The sequence below is a fragment of the Mycobacterium sp. NGS62 genome (assembly GCF_059812285.1).
The window spans coordinates 1-21,748 of record NZ_JCALCK010000005.1 but is presented as its reverse complement, the minus strand read 5'-3'; the positions used below and the strand labels follow the sequence as shown (position 1 = coordinate 21,748).

Sequence of the window (21,748 nt, the reverse complement as noted above, 5' to 3'; positions counted from 1 at the left end):
TCAGCGTTTGAGCCGGATGTGCCACCTGATGAAGGCGCCGTAGGCGACCGACAGGGCGGCCAGCATGAACATGTCGATCACGAAGATGTGCTTCGAGTGCTGCCACCACCGGTCTTCGGTGGGAATTTGCGGGACTTTCACCAGGTGCGGAAAGTCGACCGACGACGCCCCGGCAGCGAATCCCCAGCGGGCCGGCGTCACAAAGGACAGCTGGTTCAGACCGAGCCGGCCGGTCACCGGGATCCCCATCCCGCCGCAGAGCACCAGTTGGGACATGATCGACACCACCAGCAGCGGCATGATCTGCTCGTTCGATTGCGCAACCGCCGACAGCAGCAGGCCGAGCATCGCCGAGGCGACACAAGTGGCGGCAACTGTGAAGAACAGCGACAACGTGGAGCTGCCGAAGAACGGCGGGTCCGCGGTGGGCGCGCCCTTGCCGAGCCGGACGATGGTCACCGCGATCCCCGCCTGGAGGGTCGCGAAAACGGAGAAAACGACGACCTTCGCCAGCAGGTAGGCCGTGGTGGACAGGCCGACCGCCTGTTCTCGGCGGAAGATCGGGCGTTCGCCGATCAGGTCGCGGATCGTCAACGCGGTGCCCATGAATACCGCCCCGATACAGAGCAGCACCAGAATGTACTGCGGCTGAGTAGGCGCCTGGCCTTGCGGGTCAGCAACACCGAGTCCCGGTTTGTGCCCCTTCACGGTCAGCGTCAGCGCTCCCATCAGGAACGGCAACACCGCCAGGAACACCGTGTAGCCACGGTCGGAGATGACGAGCCGTACCTGACGTCGGGCAATCGTAGACAGCTGCCGCCACAGGTCGGTGTGGACCGGCTCGCCCAAGTCGCCTGGCGCCTCCTGACGCCCGCCCGCTTGGGACGGCAGCTTGTCACCTTTCCTCTCGATGAAGCGCCGATTTGCTTCGTCGGGGTCGGCGCCCACCTTGGCGAAGATGTCGGCCCAGTTCGTGGTTCCCAACGCGGACTCGACTTGGCTGGGCGGGCCGCAGAACGCCGTCTTGCCGCCCGGCGCCACCAGCAGGATCTGGTCGCAGACGTCAAGGTAGGACACCGAGTGGGTGACCACCAGCACCGTGCGGCCGGCCTCAGCCAGCGACTGCAGCATGAGCATGACCTGACGGTCCAGCGCCGGGTCCAGCCCGGAGGTCGGCTCGTCGAGGATCAGCAGTGAGGGCTGGGTGAGCAGTTCCAGCGCCACCGAGGCGCGTTTGCGTTGGCCACCGGACAGCTTGTCCACCCGGGTGTCGCCGTGCTTGGACAGGTCGAGTTCCTCGAGCACCCCGGCGACGACCTGGGCGCGCTCCTCTTTGCTGGTGTCCGGGGGGAGTCGCAGCTCGGCGGCATAGCCCAGTGCCTGGTTGACGGTGAGTTGGCGGTGCACGACGTCGTCCTGCGGAACCATCCCGATCCGGCTACGCATCGTCGCGTACTCGCGGTGGATGTCGTGTCCTTCGAAGGTGATCGTCCCCTGGCTGGGGTTGGTATATCCGGCAACGAGCCGCGACAGGGTGGTCTTGCCCGCGCCGGATCCACCGATGATCGCGGTCAGCGTGCCGGGCCGAGCGGTGAACGAGACGTTGTCGATCAGTTCCTTGCCGTCGATCTTGAAGTGAACCCCGTTCACTTCCAGGCCGCCGGTGCGGGTCGCGGCCTCGGTGCGGCGGACCAGGTTGCCGTCGGTGAATACCAGGTCGATGTTGCCGATCGTGACGACATCGCCCTCACTCAGCACCGCCGAGCCCACCCGCACGCCGTTGACGAACGTGCCGTTGATGCTGCGCGCGTCGCGGATCTCGGTGCCCAGCGGCGACGGCACCAAGAACGCATGGTGGCGCGACGCCAGGACGTCCTGGATGACGATGTCGTTGTCGTTGGCGCGTCCGATGGTGGCCGAACCGGCCGGCTTCTCCGGCGTCGCGGCTCCCGGCCGGAAAGCCTGGAACATCTTGGTCGCCAGGTTCGCCACCTCAGGAGGCTTGCTGGCGGCCGGCGCCATCTGGGTGCGTGGTTGTGGTGGCGGCAGGGGTGGCTGCTGCCGCGGCGGCGGCCCGCTCGGATAACCCGCCCGCTGACCGGCGCTGTTCTGGTACATCGGCTGCGGCGGGGGACCGGGGTGAGGCGGGCCGGGCGGATGCGGCCGCATGCCGGGAGACTGCGCAGGGTGGGGGGCGCTGCCCCCTCGCGCCGGCTGCGGCTGGGACGGCCGGGGCGGCGGCTGAACGACTCGCATCGACGCGGTCTGTGGCGGCCGGCCGGCCATCCCGGCGTGTCGTCCGACTTCAAAGATCAGCCGCGGCCCGTCCGGATTGCCGATATTGACCGTCTGGCCGTCGTGAATGTCGACCACCGGGACTCGGCGTCCGTTGACGAATGTTCCGTTCAGTGAACCGTTGTCGATCGCCAGCCAGCGGCCCTGGTCGAACCGCAGCAACAGATGCGCGCGCGAAATCAGCGGATGCGTGATGCGCATGTCGGCGCGAAGGTCGCGACCGACGACCACGTCATGGCCCGCCGCGAAGGTACGTTCGGATCCGTCGTATCGAACCGTCAGCGCGGGCGGTGCTGATTGATTCATCGAGACAACTGTAGCCGGTTGATTCACCGAACCGACTGTATGCGTTGTGGCGCCGGGCGGTGCAAGACGTGGTCCCGCGGCCCTACCCGACCGGCAATCGGTCCGGCGCGCCGGTCACCACGCAACGGGTGCGGCTGTAGATCGTCGGCATGCATTGATTGCAGTGCGTGCAGGCCGAATGCACAGCGTGCTCGTCGCGGATCCGGTTGACCAAGTCCGGTTCGGCCAGCAGCGCGCGGGCCATCGCGACGAAGTCGAATCCTTCGGCCATCGCCAACTCCATCGTTTCCCGATTGGTGATGCCGCCGAGCAAAATCAGCGGCATGGACAGCTCGGCGCGAAACAGCCGGGCGTCCCGCAGCAGATATGCGTCGCGATAGGGATATTGGCGGAGGAACTTGTGACCGGTCATCCGCATCCCCCAGCGCAGCGGCGGCTTGAAGGCGCCGGCGAATTCCTTGATCGGGGCATCGCCCCGGAATAGATACATCGGGTTGACCAGTGAGCTGCCGGCAGTGAGCTCGAGCGCATCCAGCCCGCCGTCGTCCTGCAACCACTTGGCCGTGGTCAGCGCCTCTTCGAGCGAGATGCCGCCACGTACACCGTCGGCCATGTTGAGTTTGGCGGTCACCGCGATCTGCTGATCGACGGCGCGGCGAACGGCCAACACCAACCCGCGTGCGACCTTGGCCCGGTTCTCCAGCGATCCGCCGAACTCGTCGGCGCGGCGGTTGATCAGCGGGCTCAGAAAAGAACTGGCCAAATAGTTGTGGCCCAAATGGATTTCGACGGCGTCGAACCCGGCGTCGACGGCGAGCCGGGCAGCGTTGGCGTGCGCAGCAATGACGCCGTCGATGTCGTCGCGGGTGGCCTTCTTGGCGAAGCGCATCCCGATCGGGTTGAAGAAGCGCACCGGCGCCAGCGCTCGGGCCTTGTTGGAGCGGGCGTCGGCCACCGGGCCGGCGTGCCCGATCTGCGCGCTCACCGCGGCACCCTCGGCGTGCACGGTCTCGGTGAGCCGGCGCAACCCGGCGACGGCTTCCGGACGCATCCAGATCTGATTGCCACCGGTGCGACCACCGGGGGAGACCGCGCAGTAGGCCACCGTCGTCATGCCGACCCCGCCGGCCGCCGGCAGCCGGTGGTATTCGATCAGATCGTCGGTCACCAGCGCGTCGGGTGTGCGGGCCTCGAACGTCGCCGCTTTGATGACGCGGTTACGCAGGGTCAGCGGACCGAGTCTGGCGGGGGCGAACGCGTCGGGGGCGGGCATACCGGCAGCTTAACGGGCACCGCATGAAACACTGTCAGGCGTGGCTGCGAACACACTGGACGGCAAAGCAACACGCGACGAAATCTTCGTCGACCTCAAGCAGCGGGTGGCCGCACTGACGGCCGCGGGACGCACCCCCGGCTTGGGCACCATCCTGGTCGGCGACGATCCCGGCTCGCAGGCCTATGTGCGGGGCAAGCACGCCGACTGTGCCAAGGTCGGTATCACCTCGATCCGCCGTGACCTGCCCGCCGATGTCAGCCAGGCCAAACTCGACGAGACGATTGACGAACTCAACGCCAACCCCGAATGCACCGGCTACATCGTGCAGCTGCCGCTGCCCAAGCACCTGGACGAGAACGCCGCATTGGAGCGTGTCGACCCCGATAAGGACGCCGACGGGCTGCACCCCACCAACCTGGGCCGGCTCGTGCTCAACACGCCAGGGCCGCTGCCATGTACGCCACGCGGCATCGTGCATCTGCTCCGGCGCTACGACGTGCCGATCGCCGGCGCGCACGTGGTCGTCATCGGTCGCGGCGTGACCGTCGGCCGGCCATTAGGGCTGCTGCTGACCCGCCGCTCGGAAAACGCCACGGTGACGTTGTGCCACACCGCAACTCGTGACCTCGCCGGGCTGACCCGACAGGCCGACATCATCGTGGCCGGCGTCGGCGTGCCGCATCTGCTGACCGCCGACATGGTGCGACCGGGCGCTGCCGTCATCGACGTCGGGGTCAGTCGCACCGACGACGGGCTGGTCGGCGACGTGGCACCGGAGGTGTGGGAGGTCGCCGGTCACGTGTCGCCAAATCCCGGCGGTGTCGGCCCGCTGACCAGGGCTTTCCTCCTGACCAACGTCGTCGAACTGGCTGAGGCCGCGCCGTGAGCGTGTCCGACCGGACCCGCATGATCTTCGCCGCCCAGTGGCCGATCGTGCTGGTCGTGCTGATCTTCGTCGTCGCCTTCGCGCTGGCCGCCGCCAACTTCTGGCGTCGCGGCGCACTGCTGATCGGGATCGGTGTGGGAGCGGCGGCGGTGCTGCGACTAGTGCTGTCCGAGGACCGCGCCGGGCTTTTAGTGGTGCGCAGCAAGGGAACTGACTTTGCCACCACGGCGGTGGTAGCGACCGCGATGGTCTACATCGCGTCGACGATCGACCCGCTGGGGACGGGTTAGATCCCCGGCAACCCCGGCATACCCGGCAGCTGCGGCAGGTTCGGCATGTTGCCGTCAGCCAGCGACGCCATCATCGACGGGCAGTACATCGATATCGCGATGCTGGTGAACAACTGCGCCATGCCGGGCGTCATGCCGTTGTTGCCCACCACGTTCGAAGCCGCGGAGGCGAACGTCCCGCCCGGCTGAGCCAGCATGGGGCAGATGGACTGACCGAGCTCAGCTGTGCTGCCGGGATCCCCGTAATTGACGCCGGCGCCGTTGAGCGCGGAAAGGAAGCTGTCATCGATCGAGTCGGCCTGTGCCGGCGCCGCCAACGCCGCAGCGGCAAGCAGCCCGGTGGATATCGTTAGCGCAATTCTGTTGCGACAGCTGGTCAATGCCGGCATGTTCCGCTCCTCACTCAAGTCACTCCCAGGAACAGTGGGCTACGACAGTCACATTCACGACGCGATGAGGTCAAGGTTTGAACACTATGCGTCTGTTAAGCGCTCGAGTTCGAGCGCGGCCGCGACGATCGGCTTCGCCCAGTCGGGCGTCGACGACAGGTCGTCGGGACCGACGATACGTCCCTGCTTCACATGCAGCACAAGCCGCGGCTGCGGTGCCTGCCCGGCGGCCGGGTCGGCTTGGGTCGCGTTGTCGTAGACGCGCAGCTCGGTGAGCGTGGGCAGCAGACGCACCAGGTTGAGTCGGCTGTGCCGGTAGCGGCGCCGGATGTCCGCGTCGGGAATATCGTGGCCACCGCCACGAACTCGCTGCCGGACCCGCTCGATGTGCGCGTCGGCGCTGGCCAGCCCGACGTAGAAGACACGCACCTCGATCCCCTGCGACGCGGCGTCGGCGATCAGCCGGGCCATCGTGCTGCCGCCCAGTGTGGTCTCGATCGCGAAATCGAGGTGTTCGCGAATCGCCCTCTCCAGCAGGCGTTTTCCCTGCTGCCACGCAAGCGAGTTGGCGCTGGCCTGGTCCAGGCTCGGATTCGCCGCCCGCACCGCGCGCGCCGCCTCGTCGGGATTGAAGTAGTCCGCCCCGGCGGCGCGTATTGCGGCACCGCCGATGCTGCTCTTACCGGCGCCGTTGACACCGGCGAGCACGTACAACCGGGCCGGCGGCGCACCGTCGTTGCTGGCCACCGGTGGTTATCGGTGCGGCTTTTCGCGGGCGGCCTGCACCGCGGCGCGGCCCAGCTGCGCGGGCGTGGCGTCGAATGCGGCCGCGATCGCGGCCTTGCTCTGCGGCCGCTGCATACGGTCGAGCAGGTCGTCGAAACGGTCGCTCAGCTCATCGAGGGCGGGCTCGCGCGAGCGGGTCAACGCTTCGAATTCGGCCACCGACAACAGCACCGCCTTGGGCGTGTTGTGCTTGGTGATCGCGACAGCGCCGGAGAGCGCGGCTTCCTCGAAGACTGCTCCGAACTGATTCTTGAAGCGGGTGGCCGCGACGGTCGGCAGGTCGACCAGTTTGCCGTCACGATTGCGGAAGGTCAGGGTGGTCATGGCGCCTCCCTTTCGTTCGTAGGCCCGAGTCTGGCCAATACAGCCATTATAGCCAATTTGGCTAGTTAGTCCGACACGTCGCCCGGGTCGACGGATATCGCCGTTTCGTCGCCGACAATTCGGAGATGACACCTCGGAGGCCGTGCCGTGCCGCGTGAGATCTCGCGGCAGACGTTTCTGCGGGGTGCGGTCGGAGCGGTGGCCGCCGGCGCAGTTTTCGGATCGGGTCGAGTCGGCTCGGTCCGGGCCGGTGCAGAGCCGGCCGCTTCCGGCTGGGAGGGCCTTGCCAGCGCCCTCGGCGGGCATGTGCTCACACCCGGCGACGGAGGCCAATTCGCAACGGCCAAACAAGTTTTCAACACCAACTACAACGGCTCGACGCCAGCGGCTATCGTCGCCCCGACGTCGGCGGCCGATGTGCAGAAGGCGATGGCGTTCGCCACCGCCCATAACCTCAAGGTCGCTCCGCGCAGTGGCGGGCACTCCTATGTCGGCGCCTCCACGGCTAACGGCACCATGGTGCTCGACCTGCGTCAGCTGTCGGGCGGAATCAATTACGACGCCGCCACCGGCCAGGTCACCGTCACGCCGGCGACCAGCCTGTACGCGCTGCATGAGGCGCTGGCCGCAGCCGGTCGGGGGATCGCGACGGGTACCTGCCCGTCGGTCGGCACCGCCGGGCATGCCCTGGGCGGCGGGCTGGGGGCTCAATCCCGCCACGCGGGACTGATGTGTGACGCGTTGACGTCGGCGTCGGTGGTGCTGCCCAGCGGGGAGGCGGTCACCGCGTCTGCGGCCAATCACCCCGATCTGTTCTGGGCGTTGCGCGGCGGCGGTGGCGGCAACTTCGGGGTGACAACTTCGCTGACCTTCGCCACGTTCCCCACCGGCGACGTCGACGCCGTGAACCTCAATTTTCCGCCGCAAGCCTTCGCGCAGGTTCTGCTCGGTTGGCAGAAATGGCTGAGTACGGCCGATCGCAGCAGCTGGGCACTGGCCGACAGCACCACCGACGCGATGGGTACGCACTGCCGCATCCTGGCGACCTGCCCGGCCGGGTCGGGCAGCAGTGTGGCCGCCGCGATCACGTCAGCTGTCGGAGTGCAACCGACCGGTACCGAGCACCACACGTTCAACTATCTGGACCTGGTGCGCTATCTGGCCGTCGGGAACCTCAACCCGTCGCCGCTCGGCTATGTCGGCGGATCCGACGTCTTTCCCACCATCAACGCGGGGGCCGCTCAGGGGATCGCCGCGGCGGTCGACGCCTTTCCGCGCGGCGCCGGCCGCATGTTGGCGATCATGCACGCGCTCGACGGTGCACTCGCCAGTGTGGCACCGGGAGCCACCGCTTTTCCGTGGCGTCGGCAGTCCGCGCTGGTGCAGTGGTACGTCGAAACCGGTGACCCAGCAGCGGCGACCAGGTGGCTGGGCACGGCACATCAAGCGGTGCAACCGTATTCGGTCGGCGGCTACGTGAACTACATCGAAGTGAACCAGCCGCCGTCGCGCTATTTCGGCCCGAACCAGTCCCAGCTGAGCGCCGTACGGCAGAAATACGACCCCCGACGGATCATGTTCTCCGGGTTGAACTTCTAGGCGCCGAGTGGCCACCTAATGCACGCAGATCGCGAAAATCGGTGTAATAACTGGCCACTCGGCCAGGTTCAGGACAGCGTGGCGCGTACGCAGACCGTCACGTACGGCAGCGCCAGGCCCCCTGCGCTCGCCAGCGCGGGATGAGTGGCCAGCAATTCGCGTACCTCATCGAGCGTCTTGCTACGCACTTCGGTCGGCGAGGTGATGCAGTAGCTGCGAGACGCCACCAGGTCGATAAGAGCTTGCGGCGTCAAGTAACTCGTCCACTCGACCTGATGGCGCTGCAAGTCCGTGAAGGGCCCGGGCAGCGTCACTTTGTCACGGACCGGGTCACCGTCGCGCCCGATGATGCGACCCAGCTCGCGCACCCAGCCGAGCCGCTCGTCGCGAGTGTTCCACACCAGGGCCAGCCGGCCGCCGGGCCGCAGCACCCGGGCCACTTCCGGAATTGCGCGTGCCGGGTCGAACCAATGCCACGCCTGGGCGACCAGCACCGCGTCAACACTGTTGTCCGCCAGCGGAATCTCTTCGGCGGTACCCAGTAATGCCGGGGTGTCCGGCAACGAGCTGCGCAGCACCTCCAACATCTCAGCGATCGGATCCACCGCCACCACGGCCAGGCCGCGTTCAACCAGCCGAGTGGTCAGCTTGCCGGTCCCCGCGCCAAGGTCGAGCACATCGCGGGCCTCAGCCGGCAGCAGCCAGTCGATGGCCTCCGGCGGGTAGGACGGACGGCCCCGCTCGTAGGCGGCCGCTTCGGCGCCGAACGACAGCGAGCGGGCTTGCCGGGAGCGGGTCACCGCCGGCGCACACCTTCGCGGGCGGCTATATCCAGCGTCCGTCGCACCAATTCGCCGACGGCTTCGGATTCCACCAAGAAGCCGTCGTGTCCGTAGATCGAGTCGATGATCTGTAGCTCGGTGCATCCCGGCATCAGGTCAGCCAGTTCCTCCTGCAGCCGCAGCGGAAAGAGCCGGTCGGAAGTAATGCCCCCGATCACCACCGGCACCGGACAGCCGCGCAGTGCCTCGGCGACCCCGCCGCGGTCGCGACCGACGTCGTGTCCAATCATCGCGTGGGTCAAGGCCACATAGCTTCCGGCATCGAACCGGGCGACCAACTTGCTGCTCTGATACTCCAGATAACCTTGCACGGAGTAACGACCGCCCGTCGCCGGATCTTCGCCGCTCTGAGGATCATTGGCGAAGCGGGTGTCCAACTCGAGCTCGCCCCGGAAAGCCAGGTGCGCGAATTGACGGGCGATCGCCAGTCCGACGTCGGGTGTGCGGCCGGTGCCGTGGTAGTCACCGCCCTGCCAGTTCGGGTCGGCCTCGATCGCTCTGAGCTGGCTGACCTGGGTGCCGATCTCGTCGGCAGTGCTACGCGCACCCACCGCCAATAGCAACGCGGACGCAACCTCGTCGGGGTGGCCGATAATCCATTCCAGCGCCCGTGCGCCGCCCATCGATCCGCCGACGACGGCGGCAACTTTGGTGATGCCCAGTGCGGCCAACGCCGCGATGTCTGCCTCCACCTGATCGCGAATCGTGACAAGCGGAAACCGTGAGCCCCAGGGTTTTCCGTCGGGAGCCAGTGAGCTGGGCCCGGTTGAGCCGCGGCAGCCGCCCAGCACGTTGGTGGACAGTGCGCACCAACGGTTGGTGTCGATCGGCGCACCCGGCCCGGCGATGCCGTCCCACCAGCCCGGCGTAGGCTGCCCGGGCCCGGCGGGGCCGGTGATGTGCGAATCGCCGGTGAGCGCGTGCAACACCACGACGACGTTGTCGCGTGACGGCGACAACTCTCCCCACCGCTGTACGGCGATCTGGACGTCGTCGAGCACCACGCCGCTTTCCAGCGTCAGCGAACCGACGTCAACGACGCCGAGCTCCCCTTCGGCGGGAAGCGCTTGAGTTGGCACGTCGAAGATTGTCACCCAAGCCTCCTCAGAATGCCGCCACGGCGTGCGGGTCGCCCGCGGTGGCGGCACCGAATTTGCGAGCCGCAGCAAAGCCGAGTTGCAAGTCGGCCAGGATGTCATCGATACCCTCGATGCCGACGGCCAACCGCACCAGCCCCGGGCTGACGCCGCTTGACAGCTGCTCCTCAGGACTGAGTTGGGAGTGGGTCGTCGATGCCGGATGGATCACCAGCGACCGCACATCCCCGATGTTGGCGACGTGGCTGTGCAGTTGCAGCGCATTGACAAACGCCTTCCCGGCCTCCACGCCGCCGGCCAACTCGAAGGCCAGCACTGCGCCGGTTCCTCTGGGCGCCAGCTTCTTTCCCAGCTCGTACCACGGCGAGCTCGGCAGCCCGGCGTAGTTGACCGACACCACGTCGTCATGATCGGCCAAAAACTCGGCGACCCGCTTGGCGTTGCCGACGTGACGCTCCATGCGCAGACTCAAGGTTTCCAGCCCCTGCGCGACCAAGAACGCGTTGAACGGCGAGGCCGCAGAACCATAGTCGCGCAGCAGTTGCACCCGAGCTTTGAGCGCGAACGCGGGCGGCCCCAATTCCGCGTAGACCACGCCGTGGTAACTGGGGTCGGGCGTGGTGAAGTCGGGAAAACGGCCGCCCGTCCAGTCGAACGTGCCACCGTCGACGATGACACCGGCGATCGCGGCGCCATGGCCACCCAGGTATTTGGTGGCCGAATGGACCACAATGTCAGCGCCCTGGGCGATCGGCTGGATCAGGTAGGGGGTGGCGACGGTGTTGTCGACGATCAGCGGCAGCCCGTTCTGATGGGCAATAGCGGCCACGCCCGGGGTATCCAGCACGTCGATCTGCGGATTGGAGATCGTCTCGGCGAAGAACGCCTTGGTGTTGGGCCGGATCGCCGAGCGCCAGGACTCCAGGTTGTCGGGATCGTCGATGAAGGTGACCTCGACGCCGATCTTGGCCAGCGAATAGTGGAACAGGTTGTAGGTGCCGCCGTAGAGCCGCGGACTGGAGACGATGTGGTCACCGGCGCCGGCCAGGTTCAGCAGCGCGAACGTCGACGCCGCTTGGCCGGAGGCCAGGAACAGTGCGGCCACCCCGCCCTCGAGCGCGGCGATGCGCTGCTCGACGACGTCGGCGGTCGGATTCATGATCCGGGTGTAGATGTTTCCCGGGACCTCCAGCCCGAACAGCGCCGCCGCGTGTGCGGTGTCATCGAAGGTGAAGGAGGTGGTCTGGTAGATCGGCAGGGCGCGTGCGTGGGTGGTCGGGTCCGGCCGCTGCCCGACATGGATTTGTTTGGTTTCGAATGACCAATGCGCGGTCGGATCGTTGTCGTCGTTCTCGTCAGCGCTCATCTGCATGCTTTCTGTCAATGGCTTGTGCGGGGGCGGTTGCTCGTAGGCGCCCGGGACGCCATCCGGAGAAGACGTCAACCGGCGGCCATTCGGTCAGCAACTGTGAGACACGATGGGCCGGCCCAAATAGGCGTGCATCAGGTTTCCCTGTCTACTCGGGGGGCCCGTCACGGCGGACCCGCGCTTGCCGCGTAGCCGGTTGTGGCTACTCAACCTGGTCATCACCCGGGGCACCCCACCGCGGTTGGAGGGTTGCCGGCCAGCAAGCCGGGGCTTGAACGCTGGCACTCATGACCGACCTGAAGCTTATCGCACGTCGGTGAGACGCCGCCACCTGACTCGCCGACGATGCAGACCCCGAGCAGGATAAACGCCGCAGATAACGCGTGACCCCTTTACGGCTGTCGATTACCGCGTACGCGATACTGGCAGCCACCGTGACATCGCGAGCCGCTGACAATCTTGAGACGCCGGGAGACAGACCGTGTGCGCCGAACAGCCGACCATCATCTACACGCTGACCGACGAGGCGCCGTTGTTGGCGACGTATGCCTTTTTGCCGATCGTGCGCGCGTTTGCCGAACCGGCGGGCATCAACATCGAAGCCAGCGACATCTCGGTGGCGGCACGCATCTTGGCCGAGTTCCCCGATTACCTCACCGAAGAGCAGCGCGTGCCCGACAACCTCGCCGAACTCGGCCGGCTGACGCAACTGCCCGACACCACGATCATCAAGCTGCCGAACATCAGCGCGTCGGTGCCGCAACTGGTGGCCGCGATCAAAGAGCTGCAGGGTAAGGGATTCAAGGTTCCGGATTACCCGGAGAATCCGAAAACCGACCGGGAAAGGGAGCTGAAAAAGCGTTACGCCAATGTCTTGGGCAGTGCGGTGAACCCGGTGCTGCGGGAAGGCAACTCGGATCGGCGTGCGCCCAAGGCGGTCAAGGAATTCGCGCGTAAGCACCCGCACAGCATGGGCGAGTGGTCGATGGCATCGCGCACTCATGTGGCGACCATGCGGCACGGCGACTTCTATCACGGCGAGAAGTCGATGACGCTGGACCGCGCGCGCGACGTGAAGATGGAACTGGTCACCAAAACCGGCGAGACGATCGTGCTCAAGCCGGAAGTGTCACTGGCCGAGGGCGACATCATCGACAGCATGTTCATGAGCGTGCGTGCTCTGCGCGAGTTCTACGAGGAACAGATGGAGGATGCGCGCAAGACCGGCGTGATGTTCTCTTTGCACGTCAAGGCGACGATGATGAAGGTCAGCCACCCCATCGTGTTCGGCCACGCGGTCAAAGTCTTCTACAAGGACGCGTTCGCCAAGCATCAGAAGCTGTTCGACGAGCTGGGTGTCAACGTCAACAACGGCCTGGTTGACCTCTACAACAAGATCGAGTCGCTGCCCGCGTCGCAACACGACGAGATCATTCGCGACCTGCACGCCTGCCACGAGCACCGGCCGGAGTTGGCGATGGTCGATTCGGCCAAAGGAATCTCGAACTTCCACTCGCCCAGTGACGTGATCGTGGACGCCTCGATGCCGGCGATGATTCGCGCCGGCGGCAAGATGTACGGCGCCGACGGACGGCAAAAGGACACCAAGGCGGTCAACCCCGAGTCCACGTTCGCCCGCATCTACCAGGAAATCATCAACTTCTGCAAGACCAACGGCGCTTTCGATCCAGCGACGATGGGCACCGTTCCCAACGTCGGTCTGATGGCGCAGCAGGCCGAGGAATACGGGTCGCACGACAAGACATTCGAGCTGTCCCAAGACGGCGTCGCTAACATCGTGGACCTCGCCACCGGTGAAGTGCTGCTGTCGCAGGAGGTGGAAGCCGGCGACATCTGGCGGATGCCGATCGTGCGGGACGCGCCGATCCGCGACTGGGTGAAGCTGGCCGTCACCCGCGCCCGGAACTCCGGTATGCCGGTGCTGTTTTGGCTGGACCCCTACCGGCCGCACGAAAACGAACTGATCAAGAAGGTCAGGACGTATCTGAAGGAGCACGACACCGAGGGCCTCGACATTCAGATCATGTCGCAGGTTCGTTCCATGCGATACACCTTGGAACGGCTGATCCGCGGGCTGGACACCATCGCCGCGACCGGCAACATCCTGCGCGATTACCTGACTGACCTGTTTCCGATCCTGGAGTTGGGCACCAGCGCCAAGATGCTGTCCATCGTGCCGCTGATGGCCGGCGGCGGAATGTACGAAACCGGCGCAGGCGGTTCGGCGCCCAAGCACGTCAAGCAACTGGTGGAGGAGAATCACCTGCGCTGGGACTCGCTGGGCGAGTTCCTGGCACTGGGCGCCAGCCTGGAGGATATGGGCGCCAAGATCGGCAACGAGCGCGCCGAGATTCTGGGCACGACGCTGGATGCCGCGATCGGCAAGCTGCTGGACAACAACAAGAGCCCGTCGCGCAAGACCGGTGAGCTCGACAACCGCGGCAGCCAGTTCTATCTGGCCATGTACTGGGCGCAAGAGCTGGCGGCCCAGAACGATGACGAGGATCTGCGGAAGCACTTCACCGCACTGGCCGATGCCCTGAAGGAAAACGAAGACGTCATCGTTGCCGAACTGGCCGAGGCGCAGGGCGAGGCGGTCGACATCGGCGGCTACTACGCGCCGGATCGCGACAAGACGACCGCGGTGATGCGCCCGAGTAAAACACTCAACGCCGCACTCGACGCGCAGGTCACGACCGCCTGAATCCTGATTGTTCAGAACCGTCCGCTGTGGGGCACCCCTTGTAGTGTTGGGTCGAGAGAGATTGCTCACCCGCAGGCTCACCAGGTTGCCCACAAGGCGGCGTTAATCGTCGGGTAGGAGGATCGGACTCAGATGTCTGACGGCGGAAAGATCAAAGTCAAAGGCACGGTAGTAGAGCTCGACGGCGACGAGATGACACGTGTCATCTGGCAGTGGATCAAGGATTTGCTGATCTTTCCGCACCTCGACATCGACCTGGATTACTACGACCTGGGCATCGAGCACCGCGACGACACGGACGACCAGGTGACGATCGACTGCGCCTATGCCATCAAGAAGCACGGCGTCGGCGTCAAGTGCGCCACCATCACCCCCGACGAGGCCCGCGTCAAGGAGTTCGACCTCAAGACCATGTGGTCGTCGCCGAACGGAACGATCCGGAACATTCTGGGCGGCACAATATTTCGCGAGCCGATCATGATTTCGAACGTCCCGCGGTTGGTTCCCGGCTGGAAGAAGCCGATTATCATCGGCCGTCACGCTTTTGGCGACCAGTATCGTGCGACGAACTTCAAAGTGGACCGCCCCGGGACCGTCACGCTGACCTTCACACCCAACGACGACAGCGAGCCGGTTGTGCATGAAATGGTGAGCATTCCCGAAGACGGCGGTGTCGTGATGGGGATGTACAACTTCAAGGAATCGATCCAGGACTTCGCCCGCACGTCGTTTGCCTATGGCCTGCAAGAGAACTACCCGGTGTATCTGTCGACCAAGAACACCATCCTCAAGTCGTATGACGGCATGTTCAAAGACGAGTTCCAGCGCATCTACGACGAGGAGTTCAAGGACAAGTTCGAAAAAGCCGGACTGACCTACGAGCACCGGTTGATCGACGACATGGTGGCGGCCTGCCTGAAGTGGGAGGGCGGCTATGTCTGGGCCTGCAAGAACTACGACGGCGACGTGCAATCCGACGCGGTGGCGCAGGGCTACGGTTCACTCGGGTTGATGACGTCGGTGCTGATGACCGCCGACGGTAAGACGGTCGAGGCCGAAGCCGCGCATGGCACCGTCACGCGGCATTTCCGTCAGTATCAGGAAGGCAAGCCCACGTCCACCAACCCGATCGCCTCGATTTTCGCGTGGACCCGGGGGCTGCAGCACCGCGGCAAGCTGGACAACACCCCCGAGGTCAGCGAGTTCGCTCAGAAGCTGGAAGACGTCGTCGTCACCACCGTCGAGGGCGGCCAGATGACCAAGGACCTCGCACTGCTGATCGGCGAGGATCAAGACTGGCAGACCAGCGAGGAGTTCCTCAACACGATCGCCGAGAACCTGGACAAGGCCCTCAGCTCGACCTGATCTCGCGGATCGGCGGGCTGTATTGGTCGAGGAAATCGGTGATGACTTCGGTGATGCGGCCCGGCGCTTCGAACATCGGGATGTGACCGACACCGTCGAGCTCCGTCACCTGCGTGCCCTTGGGAAGTTGGCCCCTGAAGTAGCGGTGGGATCTCGGCCCCGGAAAGACCCGGTCCTTTTCGCAGATCACCAGATGGGCGGGAACGGCGGTCTGCGCCAAGTCCGCCAGTCCGGGCATCAACAGCGCTTTGATCAGCAGCTGGAAGTAGGCCGGGCAGTGCGCAACGTCGTCGATGATCGCCCGGAGCTCGGCTTCGCTGACGCCCTCCGGTGATCCACTGATCGGCAGGGTGGCCAGCTGGCGGCTGAACGGTAGCTGCAACGCGCGCGGCCCGAGCCAGCGGGCCAGCGCCCATACCGGCATACCCAGCACGAACTTGGCGATCACCTCGAACTTGGTGGGGCTCCACCGCGTCCATCCGCCCGCCGGGGCGATTCCGGTGATGGTGCGGGCCCGGCCCCGGCTCTCCAGTTCGAATGCCACCCAGCCGCCCAGCGAGTTGCCGACGATGTGGGCGGTGTTCCAGCCCAGCTCATCGAGCTGCCGCTCCACGTGATCGGCCAGTACCTCCGAGCTCAGAAACCAGGTACCCGAGTAGGGCCCGCCGTTGTGGCCGGCCATCGTCGGGGCGAACACCTCATAGCGGCCGGTGTCGGCCAATTGCTGCGCGACGGTCTCCCATACCAGCTGCGAGATCAGAAAGGGATGTAGCAGCAGGACCGGTTCGCCGGTACCCAGATGAATTGGCGCGCGCATATGCCGACACTATGGCGATACCGCCGGTACTCGCAATTGCGCCAGTGGAATTGCATATCGCCGGCGTCTTGCGACTGATTCGCGAATGACGGGATTGGCATGCCATAATCCGCCGGTAAGGCGACGACGTTGCAGGAAGCCGGTGCAAGTCCGGCGCGGTCCCGCCACTGTCATCGGGGAGCGACCCTCATCCGCCACGGCTGCGAGCTGGAAGGCGAGGCGAGCAACGATCCGAGAGCCAGGACACTCGCGTCGTCGCATCCTGCTACCCGGGGCGGTGTACCCCGAGAGAGCTGACGAATCGCCATGCCATGCATGTCAGGGTCGGCCGTCGCGGCTGCCCATTTCGATAAACTTGTTGCGATTTCAGGTAGTGGGCGGTGACCGCGCCGATTTGGATGGCCGCGCCGCCGGAAGTGCATTCGACGCTGCTATCCAGTGGTCCCGGCCCCGGCTCGCTGCTGGCCGCTGCGACGGCGTGGAATTCGCTGGGCACCGAATACCTCGAGGCGGCTGAGGAACTCACCGCGCTGTTGGGGGCGGTGCAGGCCGGGACGTGGGACGGTCCGACGGCCGAGAGCTACGTGGCCGCGCACGCGCCGTATCTGGCGTGGCTGATGCAAGCCTCCACCGATAGCGCCGTCCGAGCGGCCCGGCATGAAACCGCCGCCACGGCCTACATCAGTGCGCTGGCGGCCATGCCGACGTTGGCCGAGCTGGCCGCCAACCATGCCGCCCACGCGGCGTTGGTGGCAACGAATTTCTTCGGCGTCAACGCGATTCCGATCGCGCTGAACGAGGCCGACTACGTGCGGATGTGGATTCAGGCCGCCACCGTGATGGGCACCTATCAAACTGTCGCCACCGCTGCGGTCGCGGCGTCACCGCAAACCACGCCTGCGCCGCAGATCATGAAAGCCGACACCTCGGCGGCCACTTCCGATCAGCCGTCACCGCTGCCCCCGGACCGTCAGGACGACGTCCTTGACTGGCTGAACAACAGCGGGTTCACCGACTTTTACGACAGGGTCTTCCAACCGCTGATCGACGGTCTGATGAGCGACCCGTTCTTCCAGGACATGTTCGCCGGGTTTGATCCCTGGCTACCGATACTCGGAAATCCGCTTACCTACCTCAACCCGGCCAACATCGCGTTCGCTCTTGGCTACCCGATGGACATCGGAACGTACGTCGCGCTGCTGTCGCAAACCTTCGGATTCATCGGGGCGGATCTCGCCGCCGCATTCGCGACGGGTAACCCCGCGACGATCGCTTTCACGATTCTGTTCACCACAGTCGAAGCGATCGGCACGATCATCACCGATACCATCGCGCTGCTCAAGACGCTGCTGGAGACGACCCTGCTCCCGGTTTTCCTACCGTTGCTGACCCTCCCGCTGATTCCGTTGGTGGCTGCCCCCATGTTGCTGGGCGGCGCCGTGGGCTTGGCGGGTTTGCATCTGCACGGCATCCCGGTAATGCCCGTCATCCCAGCCCCTCCGCCCCTGGCGTTGGCACTGGCGCCGACCCCGCCTCCCGTCCCGGCTCCGGCACCTGCACCGTCGCCCGTCCCCGCGCCGGCAACGGCCCCTGCGCCGCCGGCACCCGTGGCGCCACCGCCGGCGCCGTCGGCGCCACCGGTTGGTCTGACCATGGACGGGTTGGCCTACATGCTTGGTGGACTGACCGCCGATGCGCGGCGGGCGGCCAGCACCGGCGCCCGCCGGAAGAAGGCGCGACATGCCCAGGGTGCTCAGCCCTTAGTGGCTGCAGCGGCTATGGAAGACCAGGCCCCGGGTGGGCGGCACCGGCGGGCGGAGGTCACGCAACTGGGCCGCGGGTACGAATACATGGACCTGGAGCCAGAGCCGCCGGTCGTGGCCTCGGATCAGGGCGCGGGACCCATCGGATTCGCCGGGACCGAACGCACGGTGGCCGGGGCGCAGCCGGCGGGATTGACCACCGTGACCGGTGGCTCCTACTGCGGCGGGTCCACGGCGCCGATGATGCCCAGCACCTGGGATCACGTGCCCGACTGAGTGACCGTGGGCTGCCGGCCGGGGCCCGCGTGAAAAGATCGAGCCATCATGAACACCGCTACCGCAACCCGCCGGGTCTTCTCCGGTGTGCAGCCCACCTCTGACTCGCTTCACCTCGGCAACGCTCTGGGTGCGGTGACTCATTGGGCCGAGTTGCAGGACGACCATGACACGTTCTTCTGCGTGGTCGACCTGCACGCCATCACCATCCCGCAGGAGCCCGACGTGTTGCGGCGGCGCACGCTAGTCACCGCGGCGCAGTATCTCGCGCTGGGCATCGACCCGGCCCGCAGCACAATCTTCGTGCAAAGTCACGTGCCGGCCCACACTCAGCTGGCTTGGGTGCTGGGCTGTTTCACCGGTTTCGGCCAGGCCTCACGGATGACGCAGTTCAAAGACAAGTCGACGCGCCAGGGCGCCGAGTCGACGACGGTGGGGCTGTTCACCTACCCGGTACTGCAGGCTGCCGACGTGCTGGCCTATGACGCCGAACTGGTGCCGGTCGGCGAGGACCAGCGCCAGCATCTCGAATTGGCCCGCGACGTCGCGCAGCGCTTCAACAGCCGGTTCCCGGATACTTTCGTCGTTCCCGACCTGCTCATCCCCAAGGTCACCGCGAAGATCTACGATTTGCAAGACCCGTCAGCCAAGATGAGCAAATCGGCTGCGACCGACGCCGGCCTGATCAACCTGCTCGACGATCCGCGGTTGTCGGCCAAGAAGATTCGCTCGGCGGTAACCGACAGCGAACGCGACATCCGCTATGACCCGGTGGCCAAACCCGGGGTGTCGAATCTGCTCGGGATCCAGTCCGCGGTCAGCGGTGTCGACCTCGACACCTTGGTAGGGCATTACGCCGGGCGGGGTTATGGCGACCTGAAGAAAGACACCGCCGACGCCGTCGTCGAATTCGTGACACCGATCAAGACCCGGGTCGACGAGTTGCTCGCAGATCCGGCCGAATTGGAGTCCGTGCTGGCTAATGGGGCGGCACGAGCGCAGGATGTGGCGGCAAAAACGGTCGATCGGGTCTATGACCGGCTAGGGTTTCTTCCACGACGTTTCTAGTCCGCGACGATGCGGAGGTCATGAGCGAATCGGCCCAACCCGGACTTCTGGATCGGCTGCGTGCGCGGTACGGGTGGTTCGACCGCGTGATGCAGGCCAACGAGCGTTTCAATGACGCCAGGGGCAACTATTTCGCGGCCGGCCTCACCTACTACACGATCTTCGCGCTGTTTCCCTTGCTGATGGTCGGTTTCGCCGCTGGCGGCTTCGTTTTGTCGCGCCGGCCCGCGCTACTGGCCCAGATCGACCACAAGGTGCGGGGCAGTGTGCCCGGTAACTTGGGTCAACAGGTCGTCGATTTGATGAATACCGCGATCGACTCGCGCGCCTCAGTCGGCCTGATCGGTTTGGCCACCGCGGCGTGGGCGGGCCTGAGCTGGATGGCCCATCTCCGCGAAGCGCTCAGCGAGATGTGGATGCAGCGCGGCGAACGACCCGGATTCGTTCGGACCAAGCTGTCGGATCTGTTTGCGATGGTGTCCACGTTCGTCGCGATCGTCGCGACCTTGGCGCTGAGCGCGCTGGCCAGTGCCGCACCGATGGCCAAAGTGCTTGGCTGGCTGGGCATTCACAACGTGCCGATGCTGGACGTGATCTTTCGCGGCGTGTCGGTGCTGATGTCGGTGGTGGTGTCATGGCTGGTGTTCACCTGGATGATCGCCCGGCTGCCCCGGGAGTCGATCAGCTTCGCCAGCTCGATACGAGCCGGACTGCTCGCCGCGATTGGGTTCGAGGTGTTCAAGTTGGTCGGGTCGATCTATCTGCGGTCGGTGCTGCATACCCCGGCCGGCGCGACGTTCGGCCCGGTGCTGGGGTTGATGGTGTTCGTCTACATCACCGCCCGTCTGCTGTTGTTCGCCACCGCCTGGGCGGCGACCTCACCGGAGAATCTGCTCGCCGCGCCCGTAGAGCCGCCCGACCCGGCGATGATCACCCCCCGGGCGCAGCCCGACGACGGTTTGAGCGCTCGGCAGGCGCTGGTCGCGGCAGCGGTCGGAGCCGTTGGCGCACTGGGGCTTTCCCGGCTGCTTCGTCGGCGTTAACTCACCACCTTGAGGCCGACGATGCAGCCGACGACGCCGGCGATGAGCAGCACCTTGATCAGTGACGCGGCTTCGTCTCCGGTCAACATGGCGTAAGCGACGGTGAGCACCGCGCCAATGCCCACCCACACCGCATAGCTGGTTCCGGTCGGCAGGCTGCGCATCGCGAACGCCAGCCCCGCCATCGACAACGTCAGCGCTATCACGAAAACCAGTGAGGCACCCAGTCGGGAGAAGCCGTCGGAACGGTTCAGGGCCGTCGCCCATACCGCTTCCAGCATTCCGGATATCACCAACACCACCCAGGCCATCGTGCACCTCCGCAGCGCCGTCTTGTCTGGCCCGGTACGGTGCACCTCGTCGGGTTGTCAGTTGCTGACCGGCTCGAGGATAGCAAAGCCTAAGGGAGCCCGGCTCTTCCGAGCTCTGCGGTCACCTGCTGCGCGAAGACGGTGGCGGCTTTGAGTGGACGGACCATCACGGTCAATTCGTCGATCAAGCCGTCGTCGCGACTGTGCAGGAAGTCGCAGCCCTGGATCTGCAAACCGTCCACGGTGGCGTTGAACAGTAACGCGTGATCGGCGGCGCCTGCGTCGATTTCCCTTTCGAAGCGAAACTCGTGCAATACGGTCGCGACCGCCGAGATGATCGCTGCCACGGTGTTCCGGCCGGTGTATGGCCGGTGCGCGACCGGGCTGTGCAGAACCACGTCGTCGGTGAACAGTGTGCCGATTGTGTCGATATTGCCGGCCTCGACGGCGGCGCGAAATGCGTGCATGCTCACATCACCGGCGCCCGGCCAACGGCTACGGTGACCGCCGCGATCAGAATCAGGATGTTGACCGCGACGCTGCGCGGCTCGCGAAGATACGCGTGCGAGCTCATCGCGCCTACCATGACGACCACGAAACCGAGCGCGGCGAGCGGAGTCAGGTACGGCGCGACTCCGGTGATCGTGGGCATCAGGATTCCCACGGCGCCAAGCAATTCGCAGAACGCGGTCACGCGGACCACCGGCATCGGAAACGGTGCAACACCGGTTTGGCCGGTTGCGATGAGCCGGTCCCTGGACCAGCTGATTTTCGCCAGCCCGGAAACGGCGAAGATGGCGGCAAGCAACACTTGCAGGGTCCACAGCAGTGCATTCATCGTGTCCTCCAGATCGAATGGGTTCACGGTTAAGACGTGGCACCGTCGCCGGATGTGACAGCAGCTGTCAGGTCACCGGTGGG

General features: G+C 65.7%; 20 protein-coding genes and 3 riboswitches. Of the genes, 8 read left to right on the top strand and 12 right to left on the bottom strand.

Annotated features, from left to right (window positions below):
* Both AC5Y49_RS14405 and AC5Y49_RS14400 read right to left on the bottom strand, forming a co-directional pair.
* Nucleotides 1-2,601, bottom strand: a complete 2,601-nt coding sequence (locus AC5Y49_RS14405; RefSeq protein ID WP_499888086.1) for an FHA domain-containing protein — start codon at nucleotides 2,599-2,601, stop codon at nucleotides 1-3.
* 82 nt (nucleotides 2,602-2,683) lie between these two features.
* Nucleotides 2,684-3,874, bottom strand: coding sequence for an NADH:flavin oxidoreductase (locus tag AC5Y49_RS14400; RefSeq protein ID WP_499888084.1), 1,191 nt, complete (start codon nucleotides 3,872-3,874; stop codon nucleotides 2,684-2,686).
* 40 nt (nucleotides 3,875-3,914) lie between these two features.
* Here AC5Y49_RS14400 and AC5Y49_RS14395 point away from each other — a divergent pair, with 40 nt between their 5' ends.
* Nucleotides 3,915-4,763, top strand: coding sequence for a bifunctional methylenetetrahydrofolate dehydrogenase/methenyltetrahydrofolate cyclohydrolase (locus AC5Y49_RS14395; protein WP_499888083.1), 849 nt, complete (start codon nucleotides 3,915-3,917; stop codon nucleotides 4,761-4,763).
* A complete protein-coding gene (locus AC5Y49_RS14390) occupies nucleotides 4,760-5,053 on the top strand; it encodes a DUF3017 domain-containing protein (protein ID WP_499888081.1) in 294 nt (97 codons plus the stop codon). Before AC5Y49_RS14395 ends, AC5Y49_RS14390 begins: the two co-directional genes overlap by 4 nt.
* On the opposite strand, the gene AC5Y49_RS14385 is transcribed toward AC5Y49_RS14390, so the two are convergent.
* The 3 genes from AC5Y49_RS14385 to AC5Y49_RS14375 all read right to left on the bottom strand — a co-directional run bounded on the left by AC5Y49_RS14385 (nucleotide 5,050) and on the right by AC5Y49_RS14375 (nucleotide 6,552).
* Entirely contained in the window at nucleotides 5,050-5,442 is a 393-nt protein-coding gene (locus tag AC5Y49_RS14385; protein ID WP_499888079.1) for a DUF732 domain-containing protein, read from the bottom strand. The genes AC5Y49_RS14390 and AC5Y49_RS14385 overlap by 4 nt on opposite strands.
* A gap of 84 nt (nucleotides 5,443-5,526) precedes the next feature.
* Entirely contained in the window at nucleotides 5,527-6,189 is a 663-nt protein-coding gene (locus tag AC5Y49_RS14380) for an ATPase (RefSeq protein ID WP_499888077.1), read from the bottom strand.
* A 6-nt stretch (nucleotides 6,190-6,195) separates the two neighbouring features.
* Nucleotides 6,196-6,552, bottom strand: coding sequence for a type II toxin-antitoxin system prevent-host-death family antitoxin (locus AC5Y49_RS14375; protein WP_499888075.1), 357 nt, complete (start codon nucleotides 6,550-6,552; stop codon nucleotides 6,196-6,198).
* 147 nt (nucleotides 6,553-6,699) lie between these two features.
* Between AC5Y49_RS14375 and AC5Y49_RS14370 the strand changes: the two genes are divergently transcribed.
* On the top strand, nucleotides 6,700-8,151 hold the full coding sequence (locus AC5Y49_RS14370; RefSeq protein ID WP_499888073.1) for an FAD-dependent oxidoreductase: 1,452 nt from the start codon (nucleotides 6,700-6,702) through the stop codon (nucleotides 8,149-8,151).
* A 68-nt stretch (nucleotides 8,152-8,219) separates the two neighbouring features.
* Here the strand turns inward: AC5Y49_RS14370 and AC5Y49_RS14365 are convergent, their stop codons facing one another.
* Genes AC5Y49_RS14365 through AC5Y49_RS14355 form a run of 3 tightly spaced genes read right to left on the bottom strand, consistent with a single transcriptional unit; the run spans nucleotide 8,220 to nucleotide 11,456 of the window.
* Nucleotides 8,220-8,951, bottom strand: a complete 732-nt coding sequence (locus tag AC5Y49_RS14365) for a class I SAM-dependent methyltransferase (RefSeq protein ID WP_499888071.1) — start codon at nucleotides 8,949-8,951, stop codon at nucleotides 8,220-8,222.
* Nucleotides 8,948-10,087, bottom strand: a complete 1,140-nt coding sequence (gene metX / locus AC5Y49_RS14360; RefSeq protein ID WP_499888069.1) for a homoserine O-acetyltransferase MetX — start codon at nucleotides 10,085-10,087, stop codon at nucleotides 8,948-8,950. Before metX ends, AC5Y49_RS14365 begins: the two co-directional genes overlap by 4 nt.
* Nucleotides 10,088-10,097: 10 nt before the next feature.
* Nucleotides 10,098-11,456, bottom strand: a complete 1,359-nt coding sequence (locus AC5Y49_RS14355; RefSeq protein ID WP_499888067.1) for a bifunctional o-acetylhomoserine/o-acetylserine sulfhydrylase — start codon at nucleotides 11,454-11,456, stop codon at nucleotides 10,098-10,100.
* A 175-nt stretch (nucleotides 11,457-11,631) separates the two neighbouring features.
* Nucleotides 11,632-11,752, bottom strand: a riboswitch (SAM riboswitch).
* A 188-nt stretch (nucleotides 11,753-11,940) separates the two neighbouring features.
* Here AC5Y49_RS14355 and AC5Y49_RS14350 point away from each other — a divergent pair.
* Both AC5Y49_RS14350 and AC5Y49_RS14345 read left to right on the top strand, forming a co-directional pair.
* Nucleotides 11,941-14,184 carry an NADP-dependent isocitrate dehydrogenase gene (locus AC5Y49_RS14350; RefSeq protein ID WP_499888066.1) on the top strand — a complete coding sequence of 748 codons (2,244 nt, stop codon included), beginning with the start codon at nucleotides 11,941-11,943 and terminating at the stop codon, nucleotides 14,182-14,184.
* A gap of 132 nt (nucleotides 14,185-14,316) precedes the next feature.
* On the top strand, nucleotides 14,317-15,549 hold the full coding sequence (locus AC5Y49_RS14345; protein WP_499888064.1) for an NADP-dependent isocitrate dehydrogenase: 1,233 nt from the start codon (nucleotides 14,317-14,319) through the stop codon (nucleotides 15,547-15,549).
* On the opposite strand, the gene ephH is transcribed toward AC5Y49_RS14345, so the two are convergent.
* On the bottom strand, nucleotides 15,536-16,366 hold the full coding sequence (ephH, locus tag AC5Y49_RS14340) for an epoxide hydrolase EphH (protein ID WP_499888063.1): 831 nt from the start codon (nucleotides 16,364-16,366) through the stop codon (nucleotides 15,536-15,538). The two genes, AC5Y49_RS14345 and ephH, sit on opposite strands and share 14 nt — an antisense overlap.
* A gap of 109 nt (nucleotides 16,367-16,475) precedes the next feature.
* Nucleotides 16,476-16,635: riboswitch (cobalamin riboswitch) on the top strand.
* Between the two features lie 111 nt (nucleotides 16,636-16,746).
* Here ephH and AC5Y49_RS14335 point away from each other — a divergent pair.
* Genes AC5Y49_RS14335 through yhjD form a run of 3 tightly spaced genes read left to right on the top strand, consistent with a single transcriptional unit; the run spans nucleotide 16,747 to nucleotide 20,516 of the window.
* Complete coding sequence (locus tag AC5Y49_RS14335) at nucleotides 16,747-18,405, top strand: PPE family protein (RefSeq protein ID WP_499888061.1); 1,659 nt, start codon at nucleotides 16,747-16,749, stop codon at nucleotides 18,403-18,405.
* Nucleotides 18,406-18,453: 48 nt separating this feature from the next.
* Nucleotides 18,454-19,473 carry a tryptophan--tRNA ligase gene (gene trpS, locus AC5Y49_RS14330; protein ID WP_499888059.1) on the top strand — a complete coding sequence of 340 codons (1,020 nt, stop codon included), beginning with the start codon at nucleotides 18,454-18,456 and terminating at the stop codon, nucleotides 19,471-19,473.
* Between the two features lie 20 nt (nucleotides 19,474-19,493).
* Nucleotides 19,494-20,516, top strand: coding sequence for an inner membrane protein YhjD (yhjD, locus tag AC5Y49_RS14325; RefSeq protein ID WP_499888058.1), 1,023 nt, complete (start codon nucleotides 19,494-19,496; stop codon nucleotides 20,514-20,516).
* Here yhjD and AC5Y49_RS14320 read toward each other — a convergent pair.
* The 3 genes from AC5Y49_RS14320 to AC5Y49_RS14310 form a co-directional block, all read right to left on the bottom strand.
* On the bottom strand, nucleotides 20,513-20,827 hold the full coding sequence (locus tag AC5Y49_RS14320; RefSeq protein WP_499888056.1) for a DMT family transporter: 315 nt from the start codon (nucleotides 20,825-20,827) through the stop codon (nucleotides 20,513-20,515). The genes yhjD and AC5Y49_RS14320 overlap by 4 nt on opposite strands.
* 11 nt (nucleotides 20,828-20,838) lie before the next feature.
* Nucleotides 20,839-20,901, bottom strand: a riboswitch (guanidine-III (ykkC-III) riboswitch).
* Between the two features lie 15 nt (nucleotides 20,902-20,916).
* Nucleotides 20,917-21,294 (bottom strand): nuclear transport factor 2 family protein, encoded by a 378-nt coding sequence (locus AC5Y49_RS14315; protein ID WP_499888054.1) that lies wholly within the window; start codon nucleotides 21,292-21,294, stop codon nucleotides 20,917-20,919.
* 2 nt (nucleotides 21,295-21,296) lie between these two features.
* Nucleotides 21,297-21,692, bottom strand: coding sequence for a DoxX family protein (locus AC5Y49_RS14310; RefSeq protein WP_499888052.1), 396 nt, complete (start codon nucleotides 21,690-21,692; stop codon nucleotides 21,297-21,299).
* Between the last annotated feature and the right edge of the window lie 56 nt (nucleotides 21,693-21,748).

Excerpts from the sequence above, each read along its gene's own strand:
- ephH (WP_499888063.1), bottom strand. The coding sequence starts at position 16,366 with ATGCGCGCGCCAATTCATCTGGGTACCGGCGAACCGGTCCTGCTGCTA.
- yhjD (WP_499888058.1), top strand. The coding sequence starts at position 19,494 with ATGAGCGAATCGGCCCAACCCGGACTTCTGGATCGGCTGCGTGCGCGG.
- AC5Y49_RS14385 (WP_499888079.1), bottom strand. The coding sequence starts at position 5,442 with ATGCCGGCATTGACCAGCTGTCGCAACAGAATTGCGCTAACGATATCC.
- AC5Y49_RS14375 (WP_499888075.1), bottom strand. The coding sequence starts at position 6,552 with ATGACCACCCTGACCTTCCGCAATCGTGACGGCAAACTGGTCGACCTG.
- AC5Y49_RS14355 (WP_499888067.1), bottom strand. The coding sequence starts at position 11,456 with ATGAGCGCTGACGAGAACGACGACAACGATCCGACCGCGCATTGGTCA.
- trpS (WP_499888059.1), top strand. The coding sequence starts at position 18,454 with ATGAACACCGCTACCGCAACCCGCCGGGTCTTCTCCGGTGTGCAGCCC.
- AC5Y49_RS14405 (WP_499888086.1), bottom strand. The coding sequence starts at position 2,601 with ATGAATCAATCAGCACCGCCCGCGCTGACGGTTCGATACGACGGATCC.
- AC5Y49_RS14400 (WP_499888084.1), bottom strand. The coding sequence starts at position 3,874 with ATGCCCGCCCCCGACGCGTTCGCCCCCGCCAGACTCGGTCCGCTGACC.
- AC5Y49_RS14320 (WP_499888056.1), bottom strand. The coding sequence starts at position 20,827 with ATGGCCTGGGTGGTGTTGGTGATATCCGGAATGCTGGAAGCGGTATGG.
- AC5Y49_RS14315 (WP_499888054.1), bottom strand. The coding sequence starts at position 21,294 with ATGCACGCATTTCGCGCCGCCGTCGAGGCCGGCAATATCGACACAATC.
- AC5Y49_RS14345 (WP_499888064.1), top strand. The coding sequence starts at position 14,317 with ATGTCTGACGGCGGAAAGATCAAAGTCAAAGGCACGGTAGTAGAGCTC.